Origin of the sequence: Castellaniella sp. (assembly GCF_004321985.1) — a bacterium.
Lineage (GTDB): Bacteria > Pseudomonadota > Gammaproteobacteria > Burkholderiales > Burkholderiaceae_B > Castellaniella.
In genome coordinates, this window is record NZ_SCQN01000011.1 from 62,734 (window position 1) to 80,982 (window position 18,249).

The window sequence follows — 18,249 nt, forward strand, 5'->3', positions numbered from 1 at the left end:
CCGGCCTGCGGTCGCCGCCGGCCGCTGGCTGTTTAGCGGGCAGCCCAGGCCGTGAAGCGTTGCTCCAGTTCTTCGCCGTGGTCGGTCCAGAACTCCAGATTGTTGAACAGTGCGCCCTTTGCGTTTGCCGGCGAGTTCGGGACCTTGGCCAGGACGTCCGGGCTCAGCATGCCGATGGCCTTCTTGCTGATGGGGCCGTAGGCGATGTGCTGGGAGTAGGCAGCCTGTGCCTTGGGCGAGGCGGCGTATTTGACGAAGTCGATCGCCTGTTGCTTGTTGGCCGAACCGGTCGGGATCACCCAATAGTCGAAGTCGTAGACGCTGCCCGGCCAGGAGATCTTCAGGTTCTTGCGGCCTTCGCGCTGGGCGGCGTCGATGCGGCCGTTATAGGCGGAGGACATGACCACGTCGCCGGCTGCCAACATCTGCGGCGGCTGGGCACCGGCTTCCCACCATTGAATGTTGGGCTTGAGTTCGTCGAGCTTCTTGAAAGCGCGGTCCACACCTGCGGGGGTGGCCAGGACCTTGTATACGTCCTGCGGCGCAACGCCGTCGGCCATCAGTGCGAATTCGAGGTTGTAGTGAGCGCCCTTGCGCAACCCGCGCTTGCCCGGGAATTTCTTCACGTTCCAGAAGTCGGCCCAGCTCGTGGGCGCCGTCTTGAGCGCGTCGCCGTTGTACGCCAGCACCGTGGACCAGACGAAGGTACCTACGCCGCAATACTTGAGCGCGCCCGGGACCATGTCGTTCTTGTCCAGTATCTTGGTCCAGTCGATCTTTTCGTAGGTGCCCTCGTCACAACCGCGCCCGAGGTCGCCGGTCTCGACTTCAACTGCGTCCCAGACCACGTTGTGCGCCTGGACCATGGCTTTGACCTTGGCCTGTTCGCCGTTATAGGCCACCGGAATCACTTTCTTGCCGGATTCTGCCTCGAAGGGCTTGATGAACGCGGCCAATTGGGCGTCGCCGTTGGCGCCGCCAAAGTTCACAACCGTCAGATCACGTGCCTGGGTCGGTTGTGCGAGCATGGCCAGTGGTGCCGAAAGCGCCAGGGCTACGAGTAAGGAACGAGGTTTCATGGATGTCTCCAGTGTTGTTGTCAGAGGGGGGATCAGGGCTGGAAGATGCAGACGTGCTCGCGGGCGACCTGCAGCCGGACTTGCCGGCCTTGGGCCCGCACCCCTGGGTCCGCGACCAGGGGCATTTTCACGAAGAAGGTTTCTGATGGGGTGATCTGGCACCGCAGTCGGACATGGTCGCCGAGATAGACTTCGTCGATCGTGCTGGCCTGGAATTGGTTGATCGCGCTGCCGTCTGAGCTAGGCGTGATGCGTTCGGGGCGGATGGCGGCGATGCAGGGGCTGCCAGCGGTCAGGCTCTGGACGTTGATTCCGTGCAGCACCTGGCCACCAGCGATCTCGACCTGGCAGGTCTCGCCGTCCGTCGATTTGACGGTGCCCGGGAACTGGTTGCTGTCGCCCACGAAGCCCGCCACGAACCGGTTGCAGGGCGTCTCGTACAGCGTGTCCGCGCGGGAGACCTGCTGGATGATTCCCTGGTTGAAGACGGCGATGCGGTTGCTCATGGTGAGCGCCTCGCTCTGGTCGTGAGTGACGTAGACGAAGGTCACGCCGAGCTGTCGATGCAGTGCCTTGAGCTCGAGCTGCATGTGCTCGCGCAGTTGCTTGTCCAGCGCGCCCAACGGTTCATCCATGAGCACGATCTTGGGCTGGAAGACCAGAGCGCGGGCCAGAGCGATCCGCTGCTGCTGGCCGCCCGACAGCTGTGCCGGGTAGCGCTTGCCGAAATCCTGCATCTGCACCATCGCCAGCGCGTCCTGGATGCGCTTGGACCGTTCCTGGGCCGGCATCTTGCGGACTTTCAGCGGGTAATCCAGGTTGCGTTCCACCGTCATGTGGGGGAACAGCGCATAGTTCTGGAACACCATGCCCAGGTTGCGATGGTGGGGCGGCACGTCATTCAGGCGGCGGCCTTCCAGGAAGATGTCGCCGCCGGTCGGTGACTCGAACCCGGCCAGCATCATCAGGCAGGTCGTCTTGCCTGAACCCGATGGGCCCAGCAGCGACAGGAATTCGCCCGGGTAGATGTCGAGATTCAGGTCGCGGACGACCAGGTGGGTCCCGTCATAGGACTTCTGGACCCCCTGGAATCGGACCAAGGGTTCAGCAGTGGGAGCAGCGGACATCGGGCGGGCCTCCGTCAATTGAACGCATGAGCCCGTCAGCGGGCCATGGCCGCCTTAAGGATATCCAGTCCCTCGTCCAGCACGCTATCGGGGATTGTCAGGGGGAACAGAAAGCGGATGACGTTTCCGTACGATCCGCAAGTCAGCAGGATCAGCCCCAGTTCCCGCGCGCGGCGCTGGATGCGGGCGGCGGTTTCGGGATCCGGCTTGCCGGTGGTCGGGTCGCGGAATTCGGCGGCGATCATTGCGCCCAGGCCGCGGATTTCCGCGATACCGGGGTGATGGATGTCATCCAGCGCCGTGCGCAGGCGCTGCCCCAGGGCTTCTGCGCGTGCGACCAGTTGCTCGTCGCGGATGATGTCCAGCACTACCAGGCCAGACGCTACGGCGAGCGGATTGCCGGCGTAGGTCCCGCCCAGCGATCCACGGGGGGCCGCATCCATGATTTCCGCGCGGCCGCAGACGCCAGATAGCGGCATGCCGCCTGCCAGGCTTTTGGCCATGGTGATCAGGTCGGGGACTACGCCTGAGTGTTCGATGGCGAACATCCGACCCGTGCGCGCGAAACCGGTCTGGACCTCGTCCACGATCAGCAGGATGCCGTGTTCGTCGCATTCCTGGCGCAAGGCCCGCAGCAGGTCGTTGGGAGCCACATTGAAGCCGCCTTCTCCCTGTACCGGCTCGATCAGGATGGCTGCGACCCGTTTGGGGCTGATATCCGCTTTGAAAAGGGTGTGCAGCGCCCGGATGGAGTCGTCGGTTGTGACGCCGTCCAGCGGGGTCGGGAAGGGCAGGTGGTAGACCTCGCCGGGCAGGGGGCCGAAATCCTGCTTGCTTGTAGGGGGCGACCTTTCCGGTCAGCGCCATGCCCATGAAGGTTCGGCCATGGAAAGCCCCGGAGAATGCAATGACGCCGGTGCGACCGGTGGCTGCTCGGGCGATCTTGACGGCGTTTTCGACGGCTTCGGCACCGGTGGTGAAGAACGCCGTCTTTTTGGCGTGGTTGCCGGGGGTCAGCTGGTTGACCTTTTCAGCCAGCTCCACATACGACGCGTAGGGTGCGACCTGGAAGGCCGTGTGGGTGAAGGCGGCCAACTGAGCCTGGATGGCGGCGACAATCTTGGGGTGGCAGTGCCCGGTATTGGCAACCGCGATGCCGGCTGCGAAGTCGATGAAGCGTCGGTCCTCGACGTCCCAGAGCTCGGCGTTCAGTGCGCGCTTGGCGTAGAAATCGCAGGTGATGCCAATGCCGTTGGGAATGGCTGCGTTCTTGCGCGCCTGCCACTGCTGATTCAGGTCGGTCATGAATGTCTCCGATGTGGCATGCGGTTCCCGCATCGCCTTTTTTTCACTATACTGATGTTTTGGTTCATCAAATAGATCCATTTCTATAAATTTAATGGGGCCAATTTGAAAGCCTTCATTCTCTCAGAGTGGCTGCAGCAGTATTTCTTCTCGTCGGGTGATGGCCCTGCGTATTCCAGGCTCTACGATCTTATCTGTAGGGCCATTCTGGAGGGGCATCTGGCGGCCGGCGCACGCCTGCCGTCGTCGCGCGGTCTGGCGGCGGATCTGGGTATTGCCCGCAACACGGTGCTGCAGGTCTACGAGCAGCTGACGGAAGAGGGCTATGTACATGCCGGGGTGGGCCGCGGCACCTATGTCGAAGACATCAGCCAGGACTTGCTGCAGCCTGCTGCTTCGTTTCGAGAAACCCCTGGGACTGCTGAACACAAGGGTCCCATCGGCCACGATCTGTCCCGGCGGGGCCGCGCGCTGCTGGCGCACCTGGGCTTTTCCAGCCGGCAGGCGGGGGCGTTCATGCCGGGGGTGCCCGACGTGCGCGAGTTTCCGCTCAAGACTTGGTCGCGCATCCAGAATCGCCTTTGGCGCGAGGGTCCGTGGGATCTGATGCGCTACGCGCCGGCAGGCGGCTACGGGCCGCTGCGCCAGACCATCTCGGACTACCTGAACAGCGTGCGTTCAGTGCGCAGTTCCGCACAACAGGTAATCATGACCACTGGAATTCACCAGGGGATCGACGTAGCCGTGCGGCTGCTCTGTGATCCTGGCGATTCCGTCTGGATCGAGGAGCCCGCCTATTGGGGCGTTCGCAATCTGGTGGCTACGGCGGGGTTGCGGCCTGTACCCATCCGGGTGGACGACGAGGGCATCTGGCCCAGAGAACAGGATCGCGAGCACCCGCCGCGCCTCATCGTCGTGGCACCGTCGCACCAGTACCCGCTGGGCATGGTGATGAGCCTGGCGCGCCGCCGCATGTTGCTGGACTATGCGCAGCAGGTGTCCTGCTGGGTGCTGGAAGACGATTACGACAGCGAATTCCGCTATGGCAGCCGGCCCCTGCCTTCGCTTCAGGGTATGGATGATGCGGGGCGGGTCTTGTATGCGGGCAGCTTCAGCAAGACGCTGTGCCCAGGTCTCCGGGTGGGGTTCCTGGTGGTGCCGGAGCCTTTGTCGCTGGCCTTTGCCGACGCGGTGGCCGAGCTCTACCGCGAGGGCAACATGGTGCATCACGCGATTCTCAACGAATTCATCCGAAACGGGCATCTCGCGTCTCATATTCGTCGTGTGCGCCGGCGCTATGCGGAGCGCCGGGACTGTCTGATCAGCGAGATCCACCACCATTTCGGCGATAGGCTGGATGTGGTGGGCGGCGATGCGGGCCTGCATCTGATTCTGGCGTTGCCAGATACCGTGGATGATCAGGTCGTGGTGCGCGATGCGCTGCGCGAGGGTGTCGTTACCCGTCCTCTGAGCACCTATTATCTGGACCGGGCTCATGCCCGGTCCGGCTTGCTGCTGGGTTATGCCGGGGTGACGCCCGATGAGATCCGGCCCGCCTTTGACACACTGGCGCAGGTCATCGGCCGCTATCTTCAATCGATGCAGACCAAGGGAGGTCGTCGTGACGACACAAGACGCACTGGCACGCAGTGACATCAGCTATCAGTTGCATTCCTACACCAATGCGGAGGAACACAGGCGGCAGGGCCCCTGCATCATGGAGCGGGGCGACGGGATCTTCGTTTTCGACACCACCGGGAAGCGCTACATCGAGGGCATGTCCGGTCTGTGGAGCGTGGCTGTGGGGTTCAGCGAGCCACGCCTGGCAGAAGCCGCTCGGCGGCAGATGGAGTGCCTGCCGTTCTATCACACGTTCAGCCACAAGGCGAACGTGCCTTCGATCAAACTGGCCGAAAAGCTGATCAGCCTGACCGAAGGCCGGATGGCTCAGGCCTTTTTCACCAATTCCGGGTCCGAGGCCAACGACACCATCGTGAAGATGGTCTGGTACTACAACAACGCCCTGGGCCGTCCGAAGAAAAAGAAGATCATCGCGCGTGACGGCGGATATCACGGCGTCACCGTGGCGGCGGCGAGTCTCACCGGCTTGCCCTATCTGCACAAGGACTTCGATTTGCCCTTGCCACAGATCCGCCACGTGCGCCGTCCGCACTGGTACCACGAGGCGCAGCCGGGCGAATCCGAATCCGCCTTTGCTGACCGACTGGCCAATGAGCTGGAGTCGCTGATCCAGGCCGAAGGCCCGGATACCGTGGCCGCGTTCATCGGTGAGCCCATCATGGGTGCCGGCGGCGTCATCGTGCCGCCGGAGACTTACTGGCAAAAGATCCAGGCGGTCTGCCGCAAGCATGATGTGCTGGTGATCGCCGATGAGGTCATCACTGGTTTTGGCCGCACAGGCCAGATGTTCGCATCCGGCCTGTTTGGCATCACGCCTGATTTCATGACGCTCTCCAAGCAGATCACGTCCTCCTACCAGCCGCTGGCGGCAGTGCTGATCAACCAGCGTGTGGCCTCGGTCATTGCCCACCATTCGGGCGAGTTGGGCACCTTCGGCCACGGCTATACGGCCAGCGGCCATCCCGTCGCGACGGCGGTGGCACTGGAAAACATTGCGATCATCGAAGAGCGCGACCTGGTGGGCAACGCGGCTCGTTGTGGCGCGGTCCTGCAGCGCAGACTGCGTGCCCTTGCGGATCACCTGCTGGTAGGCGAGGTTCGCGGGGTTGGTCTGATTGGCGCGGTGGAACTCGTCTCCGACAGGGCCACACATGCGCCGTTCGACCCACCGGGGTCGGTGGGTGCCAGGGTGGTCCAGCAGGCCCAGAACAATGGCCTCATCCTGCGCAGCATCAAGGACAGCATCGCTTTCTGCCCCCCGCTCATCATCACTGAGAAACAGATCGACCAGATGGTGGATCTGTTCACGCAGTCGTTGGACGAGGTTGCCCGTACACTCTAGCTTTCAGGATCGTTTTCAGGAGCCGTCCCATGCCTTCTTCCCGACCCCAGTTCCAATGGCTGGATCCGCTGCTGCTGGACCAGCAGCTCACCGACACCGAGCGCATGATCCGAGATGCGGCGCGCGACTATTGCCAGGACAGGCTACAGCCACGCGTGCAGCAGGCTTTTCGCGAAGAGAAAACAGATACGTCCATCTTCCGCGAGATGGGGGAACTGGGTCTGCTGGGGGCGACATTGCCCGAGCAGTACGGTGGGGCGGGGCTGAATAACGTCAGCTATGGACTCATTGCGCGCGAAGTCGAGCGCGTGGATTCCGGCTATCGCTCGATGATGAGCGTGCAAAGCTCCCTGGTCATGGTGCCGATCAACGCCTTCGGGACCGAGTCCCAGAAACAGAAATATCTGCCACAGCTGGCTGCTGGCGAGACAATCGGCTGTTTCGGCCTGACCGAACCTGACCACGGTTCGGACCCGGGCTCCATGTCCACACGCGCCAGGAAGGTTTCGGGCGGATACAGTCTGACGGGCGCCAAGACCTGGATCACCAATAGCCCGATCGCCGACGTGTTCGTCGTCTGGGCCAAGGACGAGGTTGGCGACATTCGTGGCTTCATTCTGGAAAAGGGCTGGAAGGGGCTGTCGGCGCCCGCCATTCACGGCAAGGTCGGTTTACGCGCGTCCATCACGGGCGAAATCGTGATGGACGAAGTCTTTGTCCCGGAGGAAAACGCGTTCCCGGAAGTACGCGGCCTGAAGGGCCCCTTCACCTGCCTGAATTCGGCGCGCTTCGGCATTGCCTGGGGTGCACTGGGGGCCGCCGAGGCCTGCTACGAAACGGCGCGCCAGTATGTGCTGGATCGACAGCAGTTCGGCCGGCCGCTGGCAGCCAATCAGCTCATCCAGAAGAAGCTGGCCGACATGTTGACCGAGATCACTTTGGGCTTGCAGGCCGTGCTGCGCGTGGGACGCCTGAAGGACGAGGGCACAGCGCCCGTGGAGATCACCTCGCTCATCAAGCGCAATTCCTGTGGCAAGGCGCTGGACATCGCCCGCGTGGCGCGCGATATGCTGGGTGGAAACGGTATATCAGACGAATTCTGCATTGCGCGTCATCTGGTCAATCTGGAAGTCGTCAACACCTACGAAGGCACGCACGACGTGCACGCGCTGATCCTGGGTCGTGCCATCACCGGGATCGCGGCGTTTGCCAACTGAGGCATTGGTCATGGCCACCACACGCGGGGTACAGGAATCCGGCGCGGAGCTGATCCCGGGGGCGCTGTCGTCCATTCGGGTCCTGGATCTGTCCCGGGTGCTGGCCGGTCCCTGGGCTACGCAGATTCTGGCGGACCTGGGGGCTGACGTCATCAAGGTCGAACGGCCCGGCACGGGAGACGACACCCGCTCCTGGGGGCCACCCTGGTTCTCGGGAGAACAACCGGGTGATCAGGTAGCGGCCTACTACCTGTGCGCCAACCGCAACAAACGTTCGGTCACGATCGATATTGGCGTCGCCGAGGGGCAGGCGCTGATCCGGGATCTGGCCGGCAGGAGCGACGTGCTGGTCGAGAACTTCAAGGTCGGCGGCTTGGCTCGTTATGGGCTGGATTATGAAAGCCTCCATGCGCTGAATCCTGGCCTGGTGTATTGCTCCATCACGGGATTCGGGCAGACCGGCCCTTATGCGGCGCGTGCCGGGTACGATTTCCTGGTGCAAGGCCTGGGTGGCCTTATGAGCGTGACGGGACGTCCCGACGGTGAGCCGGGCGGCGGTCCGATGAAGGTCGGTGTGGCGTTGACCGACATTCTGACCGGGCTGTACGCCGCCAATGCGATCCAGGCTGCGTTGGCCGCGCGTGATCGAACCGGCGTGGGTCAGCATGTCGATATGGCGTTGCTCGACGTGCAGGTCGCCTGTCTGGCCAACCAGGCGATGAACTACCTGGCCACCGGGCATGATCCGGCACGCCTGGGGAACGCCCATCCCAGCATCGTGCCGTATCAGGACTTTCCGACGGCCGACGGCTACATGATCCTGGCCATCGGCAACGACGGCCAGTTCGCCCGGTTTTGCGCAGAGGCTGGGCAGCCCGACCTGTCGACGGATGCGCGCTTTGCCACGAACGAGGCGCGCGTGCGCAATCGGGACGCGCTCATCCCCATCCTGCGCCACATGACCACGGCACGCACCACGGCTGCCTGGGTGCAGGCGCTTGAGGCTCGCGCCGTGCCTTGCGGGCCCATCAATGGGTTGACGGACGTTTTTGCCGATCCGCAAGTGCGTGCGCGCGATCTGCGGATCACGATGGATTACCCGGGTGTAGGGCCGGTTCCGCTGGTCGCCAGCCCGATGCGGCTGTCTGACACGCCGGTGGATTACCGCCTGCCGCCGCCGTCCCTGGGCGCGCATACCGACGAGGTGCTGCGGGGCCTGCTGGGCATGAGTCCGCAGGCCATCCGCGCGTTGCGCGAACGTGACGTGATCTGACTGTTCGGGGTCTGACGTGGCGCAGCGCGTGAGCGCCGACCGTTCGGCTTGCAGTGTTTCCGTCCGTGGTGTCTCCGCGCCAGCGGATTTGAGCGACGTCAATTTTCGTGCTTATTGGGCGCATACCGCCACCGCGTTCATCCGACGCCACTGTTTCCGTCCTTATGATAGAGGCATGGCTGCCGCCCGGCGGTAGCCGGATGAATGAGGACCCGCCGTGAAGAAATCCTGGAACACGTTCGGCGCCTGTCTGTTGGCCGCGTCGCTGGGCCTGGCTGCTGGGCCGGCGACGGCCAGTGATGACTGCGACGCGCCCGTCGCACGCTGGCAGACTCGAGAAGCCGTCACCCAAGTGGCCCGCCAGAAGGGTTGGGATCTGAAACGCGTCAAGATCGACGAAGGCTGCTATGAAGTCCGCGGTGAGGATGCTCAGGGCCGCGCCTTCAAGGCCAAGCTCGATCCCGAGACGCTGGAGATCGTGAAGATCAAGTATCGCGACCACGGTGATCGTGATCGCGACCGCCGTCGCGACCAGGACCATCGGGATTCCCCCGGTGCCGCGCCGGGCGCGGCCGACTGAAACTTCCACAGGAGCATTGTCCATGAAGACCTTTTCAATTGCGGCCCTGCTGGCCGCCACCACCTTGGCCGTTCCCGCCTTGGCGCAGGGCCGCACGGTGACATTGTCCATGACTCTGAAGAACTATGGTGGCGATGGCGCCTACTTGGCGGTCTACCTGACCGATGCCCGGGGCGCTCTCGCGGGCACATTGTGGGTGGCGGGCCGCAAGGCCAAGTATTACAAGCACCTGGGCGATTGGAAACGGCTGTCGGCCGGGCACACGGCTGGGCTGGATGGCGTGACGGGCGCCAGCGTGGGTGAGGGCCGGACGCTGAAGGTGACGGCCGATCTGGCCGACGCCTTGTTCGATGCTGGCTACGAGATTCACGTCGACGCTGCCGTGGAGGACATGCGCGACAGCCCGTCCGAAATCCGCGTTCCATTGACCACGGCTGGCGCTGGCCAGTCCACCGCCGGCCGCCAGTTCATTCAGTCATTTTCTTATCAGGTGAAGTGATCGTCGTGCAATGGCGGCAGGTTCATCGCTGGCTGGGTCTGTGGGCCGGGACTCTCGCCCTGGTGGCCGGGGTCACCGGATTGGTCCTGGCCTTCTTCCCGGTGCGCGACACCTGGCAGGCCGTCCAGGCTGAACCGGGTCTGACGGTGGCGGTCGTCGCGCAGCGGGCGGCAGACCGAATTCCCGGGATCGAGGAGATCCGCCGCCTGCCGTCCGGGGATATCGTCGTCTATTTCTTCGACGGCGGCCAAGCCCGCGCCAGCCGGATCGATCCGGCCAGTGGCCAGGCGCTGGGCGACTACCAGGCGTCCGCCGTCGAGCGCTGGGTGCGCAATCTGCACCGGTCCTTCATGCTGAACGATCCGGGCCGTCTGGGGGCGGCTGCGGTTGCGCTGGCCATGCTGCTGCTGACGCTGTCCGGGACGCTGATGCTGGTCCGGCGTCTGGGTGGCTGGCGTCGTCTCGTTTCCGAACGTATTCGCGGAACCACGGCCCAGCGCATCCACGGGGTCAGCGGCCGCACCTTGGTGCTGGTCCTGGCCTTGTCCTCGCTGACCGCGCTCTACATGAGCGCGACGACCTTCAGCCTGATTCCAGCTGACTCGGGCACGGAGCCTGACGTCGTATCCGCGCCCGCCGAGCAGCCGGACCGAGCAGCGGAATCCCTGCCGTTGCTGCAGGCTCTGTCGGCCAACAGCCTGCGCAAGCTGAATTTTCCAGCGGCGGATGACCCGGAGGACGTCTGGACTGTTTCCACCGATGCCGGCGATGGCTGGATCGACCGGCGCAGCGGCAATATGCTGGCCTGGCAGCCGGCGGCCACGACCCGTATCCTTTATGACTGGGTCTACGCTTTGCACACCGGCCAAGGCTTGTGGGCCTGGGCCCTGGTCCTGTCCCTGGTCGGCCTGTGCATCCCGGTCTTCTGGGTGTCCGGGCTCCTGACCTGGCGCGAGGGCCGAGGTCGGGTACCGCGCCTGGCGGACAATAGCCCGGCGCGCCGGGCCGATGTGCTGATCTTCGTGGCCAGCGAGGGCGGCACGACCTGGGGCTTTGCCAAGGCCCTGCATGACGCCCTGGTGCGCAATGGTCATGTGGTCCACACTGCGCCGCTGGAACGGTTCCAGGCGCCAGGCTCCGCCCGCCAAGTGTTCATCCTGGCGGCTTCCTATGGCGATGGTCAGGCCCCGGCCCATGCGGCACGAGCGCTGGACCGGATCGCTGGTCTGGCGACCGGGGCCATACCTGTGTCTGTACTGGGCTTCGGCGACCGTCAGTTCCCGGCCTTCTGCGGCTATGCCGAGGCGCTGGATCGGGTCCTGCGAGCCTCCGGCTGGCCACAAACCCTGCCGCTGGAGTGCATCCATCAGCAGTCGGCGCAGCAGTTCGGCCGCTGGGGGACGGTCCTGTCCGAGGCATTGGGTGAAAGACTGACGTTGAACTATGTGCCGCGTATCCCGCCGACCTTTTCCCTGGAATTGGCGGAACGGCAGGATTATGAGGGCGGCGGCGTCGGCCCAACCGCAATCCTGCGCCTGCGCTGGCAGGATCGCGGCTTATTCGCCCGGCTGCTGGGCAGGAGCATGCCGAATTTCAAGGCAGGCGATCTGGTGGGCGTCGTTCCACCCGGCAACCCGGTGCCTCGCTACTATTCCTTGGCCTCGAGTTTCCGCGATGGCTTTCTGGAAATTTGCGTTCGGCGGATGCCTGACGGCGTCTGCTCCGGCTTCCTGTACGGGCTCAAGCCCGGCGACTGCATCCAGGCCTTCATCAAGTCCAACCCCGGTTTCACCCTGGATGCGTCGCGCCATCCCGTCGTGCTGATCGGGGCAGGCACCGGGGTTGCTCCCCTGGCTGGTTTCATCCGCGCCAATGCCCGCAAGACGCCCATGTTCCTGTACTTTGGGGCGCGCAATCCGGATCAGGACTTCTATTTTGGTACGGTCATCCGCCGCTGGCTGAGTGAAGGGCGGCTGTCCGCATTGTGCACGGCCTTTTCCAGGGTCAAGGGTGGTGGAGGCTATGTGCAGGACGCGCTGCGCCGCGACGCGGATCGCTTGCGGACGCTGGTCTCCAAGGGCGCCGTGCTGCGGGTCTGCGGGAGCCGGCCCATGGCGAGCGGGGTCGTCGAGGCGCTGAACGAAATCCTGGCTCCTCTGACCCTGAGCGTGCATCAGTTGCGGGAGAGAGGCCGCTATGCTGAAGACGTTTTCTGATTTGACCGTCGAGTCGACCCTGAGCGGTCCCACCATGGGTACGCGCTGGGCGGCCCGTTATCAGGCACTGCCGGGCCTTGACCACGAGGCGCTGTCGCGCGATCTGGCTCAGGCCGTGGAATTGGTCGACGCGCAGATGTCGCCCTGGAAACCGGACAGCGATTTGATGCGTTTGAACCGGGCGGCGCCGGAGGAATGGGTGGCGCTGCCGGCAGCTATCCTCGAAGTACTGTCGCGGGCGATGGATGTCGGCACCTTGAGTGGCGGCGCTTATGATGCAGCTGTCGGCAGCCTGGTCAACGCCTGGGGCTTTGGAGCAACTGCGGACGTGCCTGATCCGGCCGCCATCCGGCAGGCTGCCGCCGACCATCGTCCGGCCCATCTTTGGCTGGACGTCGACCCGGTGCAGGGACGGGCGCGCAAGCGTGCACCCCTGTGCCTGGATCTGTGTGGGATCGCCAAGGGCTATGCCGTGGATCGGATGGCTCGGGTCATGGATCTGCACGGTATTGGCCACGCCCTGGTGAGCCTGGACGGAGAACTGCGGGCCTGTGGCGCCCGGGCCGACGGCCAATCTTGGGCGGTGGCCCTGGAAAGTCCGCAGGAAGGACGCCGCGCGGCACACGGGGTCATCGAACTGGCCGACCTTTCCGTAGCGACCTCGGGCGACTACCGCCACTGGGTCCAGGTAGGTGGTCAACGCCTGGCGCACACGATGGATGGCCGCCGGGCGGCGCCAGTGCACAATTCAGTGGCGTCCGTCACTGTGCTGGCGGCCACCTGCATGGACGCTGATGCCTGGGCGACGGCGCTGCTGGTGGCGGGACCGGACGAAGGGCCGGGCCTGGCGCGACGCGTGGGGCTGGACGCCCTTTTCCTGCTGCGAAGAGAAGATCGGCTGGTGGAATTCGGACTGGGCCGCTTCGTGCCCTGATCCCGTTCGTCGCGGCCGGGATTATTCGAATGGCCGGCCTTCGCCCACTTCCTCGTGGGTAGCTCCATCTCGTATGCGGTAGATTCGTTTGAAGGTCGGGATGATTTTTTCATCGTGTGTCACCACGATGATGGCCGTCCGGTACTGTCGCGCCATGTGGTGCAGGATGCGCACGACCGACAGGGCGCGTTCGCTGTCCAGAGGAGCCGTCGGTTCATCGGCCAGGATGACCGGCGGTCGGTTGATCAATCCGCGCGCGATGGCAACCCGCTGCTGTTCGCCGCCCGACAGTTGCTGGGGCATGGCATGCGCGCGGTGTTCGACCTCCAGCGCGGCCAGCACTTCCAGTGCACGGGCACGCGCTTGGCGCTTACCTGTGCCCGCCAGCATCGGCAGCAGCGCCACGTTGTCAGTGGCGTCCAGGAATGGGATCAGATAGGGCGCCTGGAAGATGAAGCCGATTCGGTCGCGGCGCAGTGCCCGCAGATCCTTCACGCGCCAGCCGTCGTCGTAGATGATCTCGCCGCCCAATGTCATGCGCCCGCTGGTCGGATCGATCACGGCCCCAAGGCACTTCAGCAGTGTGCTCTTGCCCGAGCCCGACGGGCCGATCAGACCCACGACCTCCCCGGCCGCGACCGACAGGTTGACGTCGCGCAGGGCCAGCACGGACGTATCGCCCTGGCCATAGCGTTTGCTCAGGCCTTCAATGAGGATGCCGGAATCATTCATGACATTCAGCCGATCGCGTTGGCAGGATCGACCCGTAGGGCGACGCGGATGGCTACCAGACTGGCCAGAGCGCAGATCAGCAGGATGGCCGCCAGACCTGCGATAGAATCCGCCGGCATCAGCAGCACGTACTTGGGAAAGAGGGGGGCGGAGAACGTCGCTGCGATCTTGCCCACCATGAAGCCGATCAATCCCAGGGCCAGGGCCTGCTGCAGGATCAGCCCGGCAATGGTGCGGTTGCGCGCGCCGATCAGCTTGAGCACGGCGATTTCGCGGATCTTGTCCATGGTCAGGGTGTAGATGATGAAGGCCACGATGGCCGGGCTGACCAAAGCGAGAATCACCAGGAACATGCCGATCTGCCGCGCCGAAGAAGCAACCAGCTTGTCCACCAGAATGGTTTCCATCTGTGCCCGCGTGTAGACGGACAGGTGCGCCCAGCGCCGGATCCGGGCGGCAAGCTCGTCGGCATCCGCGCCTGGTGCCAGTGTCACCAGGACGGCATTGACGTACGGGTTGGCCGCCTGACTTTCGAGCACGGCTCGGAGGGCCGAATCGTTCCCAGGCTGGTTCAGGCCAGGGTTGGCCGATGCGCGCCGGCGACTCTGCCAGATGGCGTCGTTGTCTTTCTGGAACTGGGCCTGCTGCGCGTCTTTCAGCGGAATGAAGACCATCGGATCACCGCTGGAGGATACCGTGCGTCGGGTTTGGCCGACGACGGTGTATTCATGGCGGCGGATGGTGATCCGGTCGCTCAGGACGAAGCCGGTCGCCACGTCCGCCACCGCTTCGTAGTGGCCCAGGACGATCTGGCGGCCGGCCACCAGATGCGGCGGCCAGCCTGGGGTCGCGCCCGGGATGCCCGGGGCTACGCCTACCACCATGATACGGACGTCACGGTCGCGATGGCGCGCCTGCATGGTCAGGTAGGTGACGTTGGCCGCCTGAGCCACGCCCTGCAGTCCCAGGATTTGGCGGTAGGCGTCGTCCGGGAGGCTGGAGTTTTCGGCATACGGTCCCTGGGTGCTGCGCTGCACGACCCACAGGTCGGCACTGCTGTTGTCCAGCAAGGCCTGCGCGTCGGCGACCAGGCCCCGGTAGACACCCGCCATGATCAGCGTGACACCGATCAGCGGGCCCAGGCCGATGCCGGTAAACAGGAATTTTCCCCAGGCATGCAGGATGTCGCGTCCGGCCAGGCTGATCATGTCGCAGGCTCCGACTGGGCCTGGCCGGTGTCGCGGACCCGGCTGCGGGCCGTCAGCGGACTGGCGCTATGGACGATGACGAGATCGCCGACCCGTAGTCCGTCCAGCACCTGGACCATGCCTCGAGCATCGGTGGCTCCGACGCGGATGGGCGTGAACGTCGGATGCCCATCCTGAAGTCGCCAGACCCCCGGTTGTCCCTTCTGATGGCGGATGGCCGAGTTGGACACCACGGGGCCAGGTGAAGTGGCTGGCAATTCCACCGTGGTTTCCGCCAATTCACCCAGGGCTGGCGGTGGAGTGGGCAGGGTATCGAAGGCGACTTTGACCAGCAGCTCTTCGGTGATTGCGTCGGCAACCGGTTCGATGCGGGCGATCTTGCCACCGACCGGATCCGGCCCGCGGGATCGCAGCACGATCCGGGCCGTCAGCCCTTCGGACAGACCGGCGGGGCCCGCCTGATCAAAGCGCGCGTTGATCCAGAGCGTATCCGGCGCGATCACCTGGACGACCGTCTGTCCGGCCATCAAGGTCGTGCCTGGATCCGCCTCGCGGGTGAGGACGAAGCCATCGATGGGCGAGACCAGTGTCAGATTGCGCCGCAGGGTGTGCAGTGCGGCCAGCTCAGCTTGCAGACGTTCGATGTCCTGCGTGGTGGCTTGCAGGGCGGCCTGTGCCAGATTTAGTTCGTGCCGCTTGTCGCTGGCGGTTTCCTCGCTGATGGCCGATGCCTTCAACAGCGTTTCATAGCGGTGTAGCTGGACCTGGGCCCGGTCCTGGCGGATGCGGGATTCCCGCGCCATGACATGCGCGCGAGACAGCGCCGCCACCTGGGCCCGGATGCGATCGTCCAGGTCCACCGGGTCAAGTTCGCCCAGCGTCTGGCCCGCTCGTACGGCGTCGCCCACGTCCACGTCCAGCCGTAACACCCGCCCCGTCAGGGTCGGGCCTATCCGGTGGACCTGGCGGGCCTCAACCGTGCCGATGCCAAAGCGTACCGGGTGGATGGAGGCCTCCTGGATCCGGGCCGTGGTCACCGGAATGCGGGCCAGCGGCCCGGATTGCAGGACGACATACAGAAACAGCCCCAGCAGGACCAGTCCCAATGCAGCCAGCGACGCGTGTTTCCGGTTGAAGGGCAGAGTCTTCATGGGCGCGCTCCGATCCCTGATCAGTACATGTGCTGGCCGCCATTCATGGCCAGGTTGCTGCCTGTCATGAACGCGGCCAGGTCGCCGCAGACGAAGGCTACCAGCGCGCCAATCTCTTCCGGACGGCCCAAGCGGCCGACCGGAATCTGGGAGATGATCTGGCTCTCGAGCACGTCGCGGGGGACGGAGGCGACCATGGGCGTGTCCATGTAGCCGGGAGAGATCGTGTTGACGGTGATGCCCTTGCGCGCCAGCTCCAGGGCCAGCGACTTGGTGAATCCGTGGATGCCGGCCTTGGCTGCGGCGTAGTTGGTCTGGCCGAACTGGCCCTTGCTTCCATTGATCGAAGCGATGTTCACGATGCGGCCCCAACCGGCTTCAATCATGTCATCGACGAAGGGGTGGGTGACATTGAACATGGAGTCCAGATTGGTGCGCAGCACACTGTCCCAGCCCGACTTTCGCATCTTTCGGAAGGTGCTGTCGCGGGTGATGCCGGCGTTGTTCACCAGAATGTCCACCCGGTGGCTGTCGGCCCGAATGCGTTCGGCCATGGCCAGGCAAGCGGCTTCGTCGGCAACATCGGTGCCGTAGGCCTGGAAGTGATAGCCCTCGGCGGCCTGTTGGCTGAGCCACGCCTGGACGTGGTCGTTGCCCGGCGAGTGCGTCACCAATACGGTGTGGCCTTGCGCGTGCAGGGCACGGGCAATGGCTTGTCCCAGGCCGCCGGTGCCACCGGTGACGAGTGCAGTGTGGGATGTGGAAGTGGAGACGAGAGTAGACATGAGGAACTCCTGCGGTGTGGACCCTTCAGGCCATGCTGCCGATCGTGGACCGAAAGCGGCGCAGCGACAAGTGGAACATGAGGGAACCGATGATCAGCAGAGCCAGGAACGAGGGCCAGACCACGTCCAGGCCCGCGCCCCGGTACAGAATGGCCTGCCCCAGTTCGACGAAATGGGTGGTGGGCGCGGCCAGCATCAGATCCCGGGCCAGCAGGGGCATGCTTTCGCGCGGCGTCGTTCCGCCCGAGAGCATCTCCATGGGCAGCAGGATCAGGATCATCAGCATGCCGAATTGCGGCATGTTGCGCGCCAGCGTGGCCAGCCAGATGCCCATGGCGGTCATGGCAAACAGGTGCAGGGCCGCGCCGGCGAAGAACAGCGGCAGGGATCCTTCGATCGGCACGCCCAGCAGTCCGCGGACGACGCCGTTGAGCGACAGGGCGGCTGCGGCCAGCACCACGAGGCTCATGGACCAGACCTTGGAGAGCATGATCTGGGTTGGTGTGACGGGCATGACCAGCAGGTGTTCGATGGTGCCATGTTCCCGTTCGCGGATCAGGGCGGCTCCCGTCAGGATCAGGGACAGCATGGTGATCTGGTTGATGATCTCCATCAGGCCGCCGAACCAGGATTTTTCCAGGGCCGGGTTGAACCGCGCGCGCAGGGCCAGGCCCGCGGACGGGCTGGCGGTCTGGCTGCGCCCGCGCATGAAGTCCGCGATCTCGCCCTGAATGATCTGTTGGATATTGCCGTTGCCGGTGAAGGCCTGGCTCATGCGGGTGGCGTCGACGTTGATCTGGATTTCAGTCGGGCGTCCGGCCAGCATGTCGCGCTGGAAATCGGGCGGAATGTTCAGCACGAAGGCGTAGCGGCCGATGTCCATCCCCGGATCCACCTGTTCGTGGCTGATCATGGCCGGCGTAATGAACTGGGGTGGATAGAACGCCGCCGTGATCCGCTGGGATAGGGGAGAATGGTCCTCGTCCACGATGGCGATGGAGACATGATGCAGGGTTTCGGGCACGGCCGTGGCGGCGGTGTAGACCGACACCGTGAAGGAAAAGAGGATCAGCACCAGCATGACGGGATCGCGCCACAGGCTCCAGAGCTCCTTGATGCCCAGGCGCCAGATCGTTCCGTAGGCGGGATGCTTTTTCATA

Annotated in this window: 15 protein-coding genes and 1 pseudogene; 8 read left to right on the forward strand and 8 right to left on the reverse strand. The window is 64.4% G+C overall.

The genetic code is table 11. The features are described 5' to 3' along the window. Positions 1–32: 32 nt before the first annotated feature. The 3 genes and pseudogenes from EPN31_RS02630 to gabT all read right to left on the reverse strand — a co-directional run bounded on the left by EPN31_RS02630 (position 33) and on the right by gabT (position 3,511). Positions 33–1,079 carry an ABC transporter substrate-binding protein gene (locus tag EPN31_RS02630; RefSeq protein ID WP_291769092.1) on the reverse strand — a complete coding sequence of 349 codons (1,047 nt, stop codon included), beginning with the start codon at positions 1,077–1,079 and terminating at the stop codon, positions 33–35. 32 nt (positions 1,080–1,111) lie between these two features. After that, entirely contained in the window at positions 1,112–2,206 is a 1,095-nt protein-coding gene (locus tag EPN31_RS02635) for an ABC transporter ATP-binding protein (protein WP_291769095.1), read from the reverse strand. 35 nt (positions 2,207–2,241) lie between these two features. Further along, positions 2,242–3,511, reverse strand: a pseudogene (gabT, locus tag EPN31_RS02640) (4-aminobutyrate--2-oxoglutarate transaminase). Between the two features lie 105 nt (positions 3,512–3,616). Between gabT and EPN31_RS02645 the strand changes: the two are divergent. The 8 genes from EPN31_RS02645 (at position 3,617) to EPN31_RS02680 (ending at position 13,213) form a co-directional block, all read left to right on the forward strand. Then, positions 3,617–5,164 (forward strand): PLP-dependent aminotransferase family protein, encoded by a 1,548-nt coding sequence (locus EPN31_RS02645; protein ID WP_291769097.1) that lies wholly within the window; start codon positions 3,617–3,619, stop codon positions 5,162–5,164. Continuing rightward, positions 5,133–6,494, forward strand: coding sequence for an aspartate aminotransferase family protein (locus EPN31_RS02650; protein ID WP_291769100.1), 1,362 nt, complete (start codon positions 5,133–5,135; stop codon positions 6,492–6,494). The genes EPN31_RS02645 and EPN31_RS02650 overlap by 32 nt, the downstream gene beginning before the upstream one ends. 29 nt (positions 6,495–6,523) lie before the next feature. Beyond that, positions 6,524–7,711 (forward strand): acyl-CoA dehydrogenase, encoded by a 1,188-nt coding sequence (locus EPN31_RS02655; protein ID WP_291769105.1) that lies wholly within the window; start codon positions 6,524–6,526, stop codon positions 7,709–7,711. A gap of 10 nt (positions 7,712–7,721) precedes the next feature. Continuing rightward, on the forward strand, positions 7,722–8,984 hold the full coding sequence (locus EPN31_RS02660) for a CaiB/BaiF CoA-transferase family protein (RefSeq protein WP_291769108.1): 1,263 nt from the start codon (positions 7,722–7,724) through the stop codon (positions 8,982–8,984). A 217-nt stretch (positions 8,985–9,201) separates the two neighbouring features. After that, on the forward strand, positions 9,202–9,564 hold the full coding sequence (locus EPN31_RS02665) for a PepSY domain-containing protein (protein ID WP_291769110.1): 363 nt from the start codon (positions 9,202–9,204) through the stop codon (positions 9,562–9,564). 22 nt (positions 9,565–9,586) lie between these two features. Further along, on the forward strand, positions 9,587–10,063 hold the full coding sequence (locus tag EPN31_RS02670; RefSeq protein WP_291769113.1) for a DUF2271 domain-containing protein: 477 nt from the start codon (positions 9,587–9,589) through the stop codon (positions 10,061–10,063). A 5-nt stretch (positions 10,064–10,068) separates the two neighbouring features. After that, positions 10,069–12,279: a PepSY domain-containing protein gene (locus EPN31_RS02675; protein WP_291769116.1), complete on the forward strand. Its 2,211-nt coding sequence runs from the start codon at positions 10,069–10,071 to the stop codon at positions 12,277–12,279. Continuing rightward, the gene (locus EPN31_RS02680) at positions 12,260–13,213 is read left to right on the forward strand and encodes an FAD:protein FMN transferase (RefSeq protein ID WP_291769119.1); all 954 of its coding nucleotides are present in this window, start codon (positions 12,260–12,262) and stop codon (positions 13,211–13,213) included. The genes EPN31_RS02675 and EPN31_RS02680 overlap by 20 nt, the downstream gene beginning before the upstream one ends. 21 nt (positions 13,214–13,234) lie before the next feature. Here EPN31_RS02680 and EPN31_RS02685 read toward each other — a convergent pair whose 3' ends face one another. The 5 genes from EPN31_RS02685 to EPN31_RS02705 are packed head-to-tail and all read right to left on the reverse strand — an operon-like array spanning position 13,235 to position 18,248. Next, positions 13,235–13,945 carry an ABC transporter ATP-binding protein gene (locus EPN31_RS02685; protein ID WP_291769121.1) on the reverse strand — a complete coding sequence of 237 codons (711 nt, stop codon included), beginning with the start codon at positions 13,943–13,945 and terminating at the stop codon, positions 13,235–13,237. A gap of 5 nt (positions 13,946–13,950) precedes the next feature. Further along, complete coding sequence (locus tag EPN31_RS02690; protein ID WP_291769125.1) at positions 13,951–15,153, reverse strand: ABC transporter permease; 1,203 nt, start codon at positions 15,151–15,153, stop codon at positions 13,951–13,953. Further along, positions 15,150–16,304, reverse strand: a complete 1,155-nt coding sequence (locus tag EPN31_RS02695; RefSeq protein ID WP_291769127.1) for an efflux RND transporter periplasmic adaptor subunit — start codon at positions 16,302–16,304, stop codon at positions 15,150–15,152. The genes EPN31_RS02690 and EPN31_RS02695 overlap by 4 nt, the downstream gene beginning before the upstream one ends. A 20-nt stretch (positions 16,305–16,324) precedes the next feature. Then, a complete protein-coding gene (gene phbB, locus EPN31_RS02700) occupies positions 16,325–17,089 on the reverse strand; it encodes an acetoacetyl-CoA reductase (protein WP_291769130.1) in 765 nt (254 codons plus the stop codon). Between the two features lie 25 nt (positions 17,090–17,114). Continuing rightward, complete coding sequence (locus tag EPN31_RS02705; RefSeq protein ID WP_291769133.1) at positions 17,115–18,248, reverse strand: ABC transporter permease; 1,134 nt, start codon at positions 18,246–18,248, stop codon at positions 17,115–17,117. Between the last annotated feature and the right edge of the window lies 1 nt (position 18,249).

Bases quoted from the DNA above. Each gene is read 5' to 3' on its own strand.
- EPN31_RS02630 (WP_291769092.1), bottom strand. From the start codon at position 1,079: ATGAAACCTCGTTCCTTACTCGTAGCCCTGGCGCTTTCGGCACCACTG.
- EPN31_RS02635 (WP_291769095.1), bottom strand. From the start codon at position 2,206: ATGTCCGCTGCTCCCACTGCTGAACCCTTGGTCCGATTCCAGGGGGTC.
- EPN31_RS02655 (WP_291769105.1), top strand. From the start codon at position 6,524: ATGCCTTCTTCCCGACCCCAGTTCCAATGGCTGGATCCGCTGCTGCTG.
- EPN31_RS02660 (WP_291769108.1), top strand. From the start codon at position 7,722: ATGGCCACCACACGCGGGGTACAGGAATCCGGCGCGGAGCTGATCCCG.
- EPN31_RS02670 (WP_291769113.1), top strand. From the start codon at position 9,587: ATGAAGACCTTTTCAATTGCGGCCCTGCTGGCCGCCACCACCTTGGCC.
- EPN31_RS02680 (WP_291769119.1), top strand. From the start codon at position 12,260: ATGCTGAAGACGTTTTCTGATTTGACCGTCGAGTCGACCCTGAGCGGT.
- EPN31_RS02685 (WP_291769121.1), bottom strand. From the start codon at position 13,945: ATGAATGATTCCGGCATCCTCATTGAAGGCCTGAGCAAACGCTATGGC.
- EPN31_RS02690 (WP_291769125.1), bottom strand. From the start codon at position 15,153: ATGATCAGCCTGGCCGGACGCGACATCCTGCATGCCTGGGGAAAATTC.
- EPN31_RS02695 (WP_291769127.1), bottom strand. From the start codon at position 16,304: ATGAAGACTCTGCCCTTCAACCGGAAACACGCGTCGCTGGCTGCATTG.
- phbB (WP_291769130.1), bottom strand. From the start codon at position 17,089: ATGTCTACTCTCGTCTCCACTTCCACATCCCACACTGCACTCGTCACC.
- EPN31_RS02705 (WP_291769133.1), bottom strand. From the start codon at position 18,248: ATGAAAAAGCATCCCGCCTACGGAACGATCTGGCGCCTGGGCATCAAG.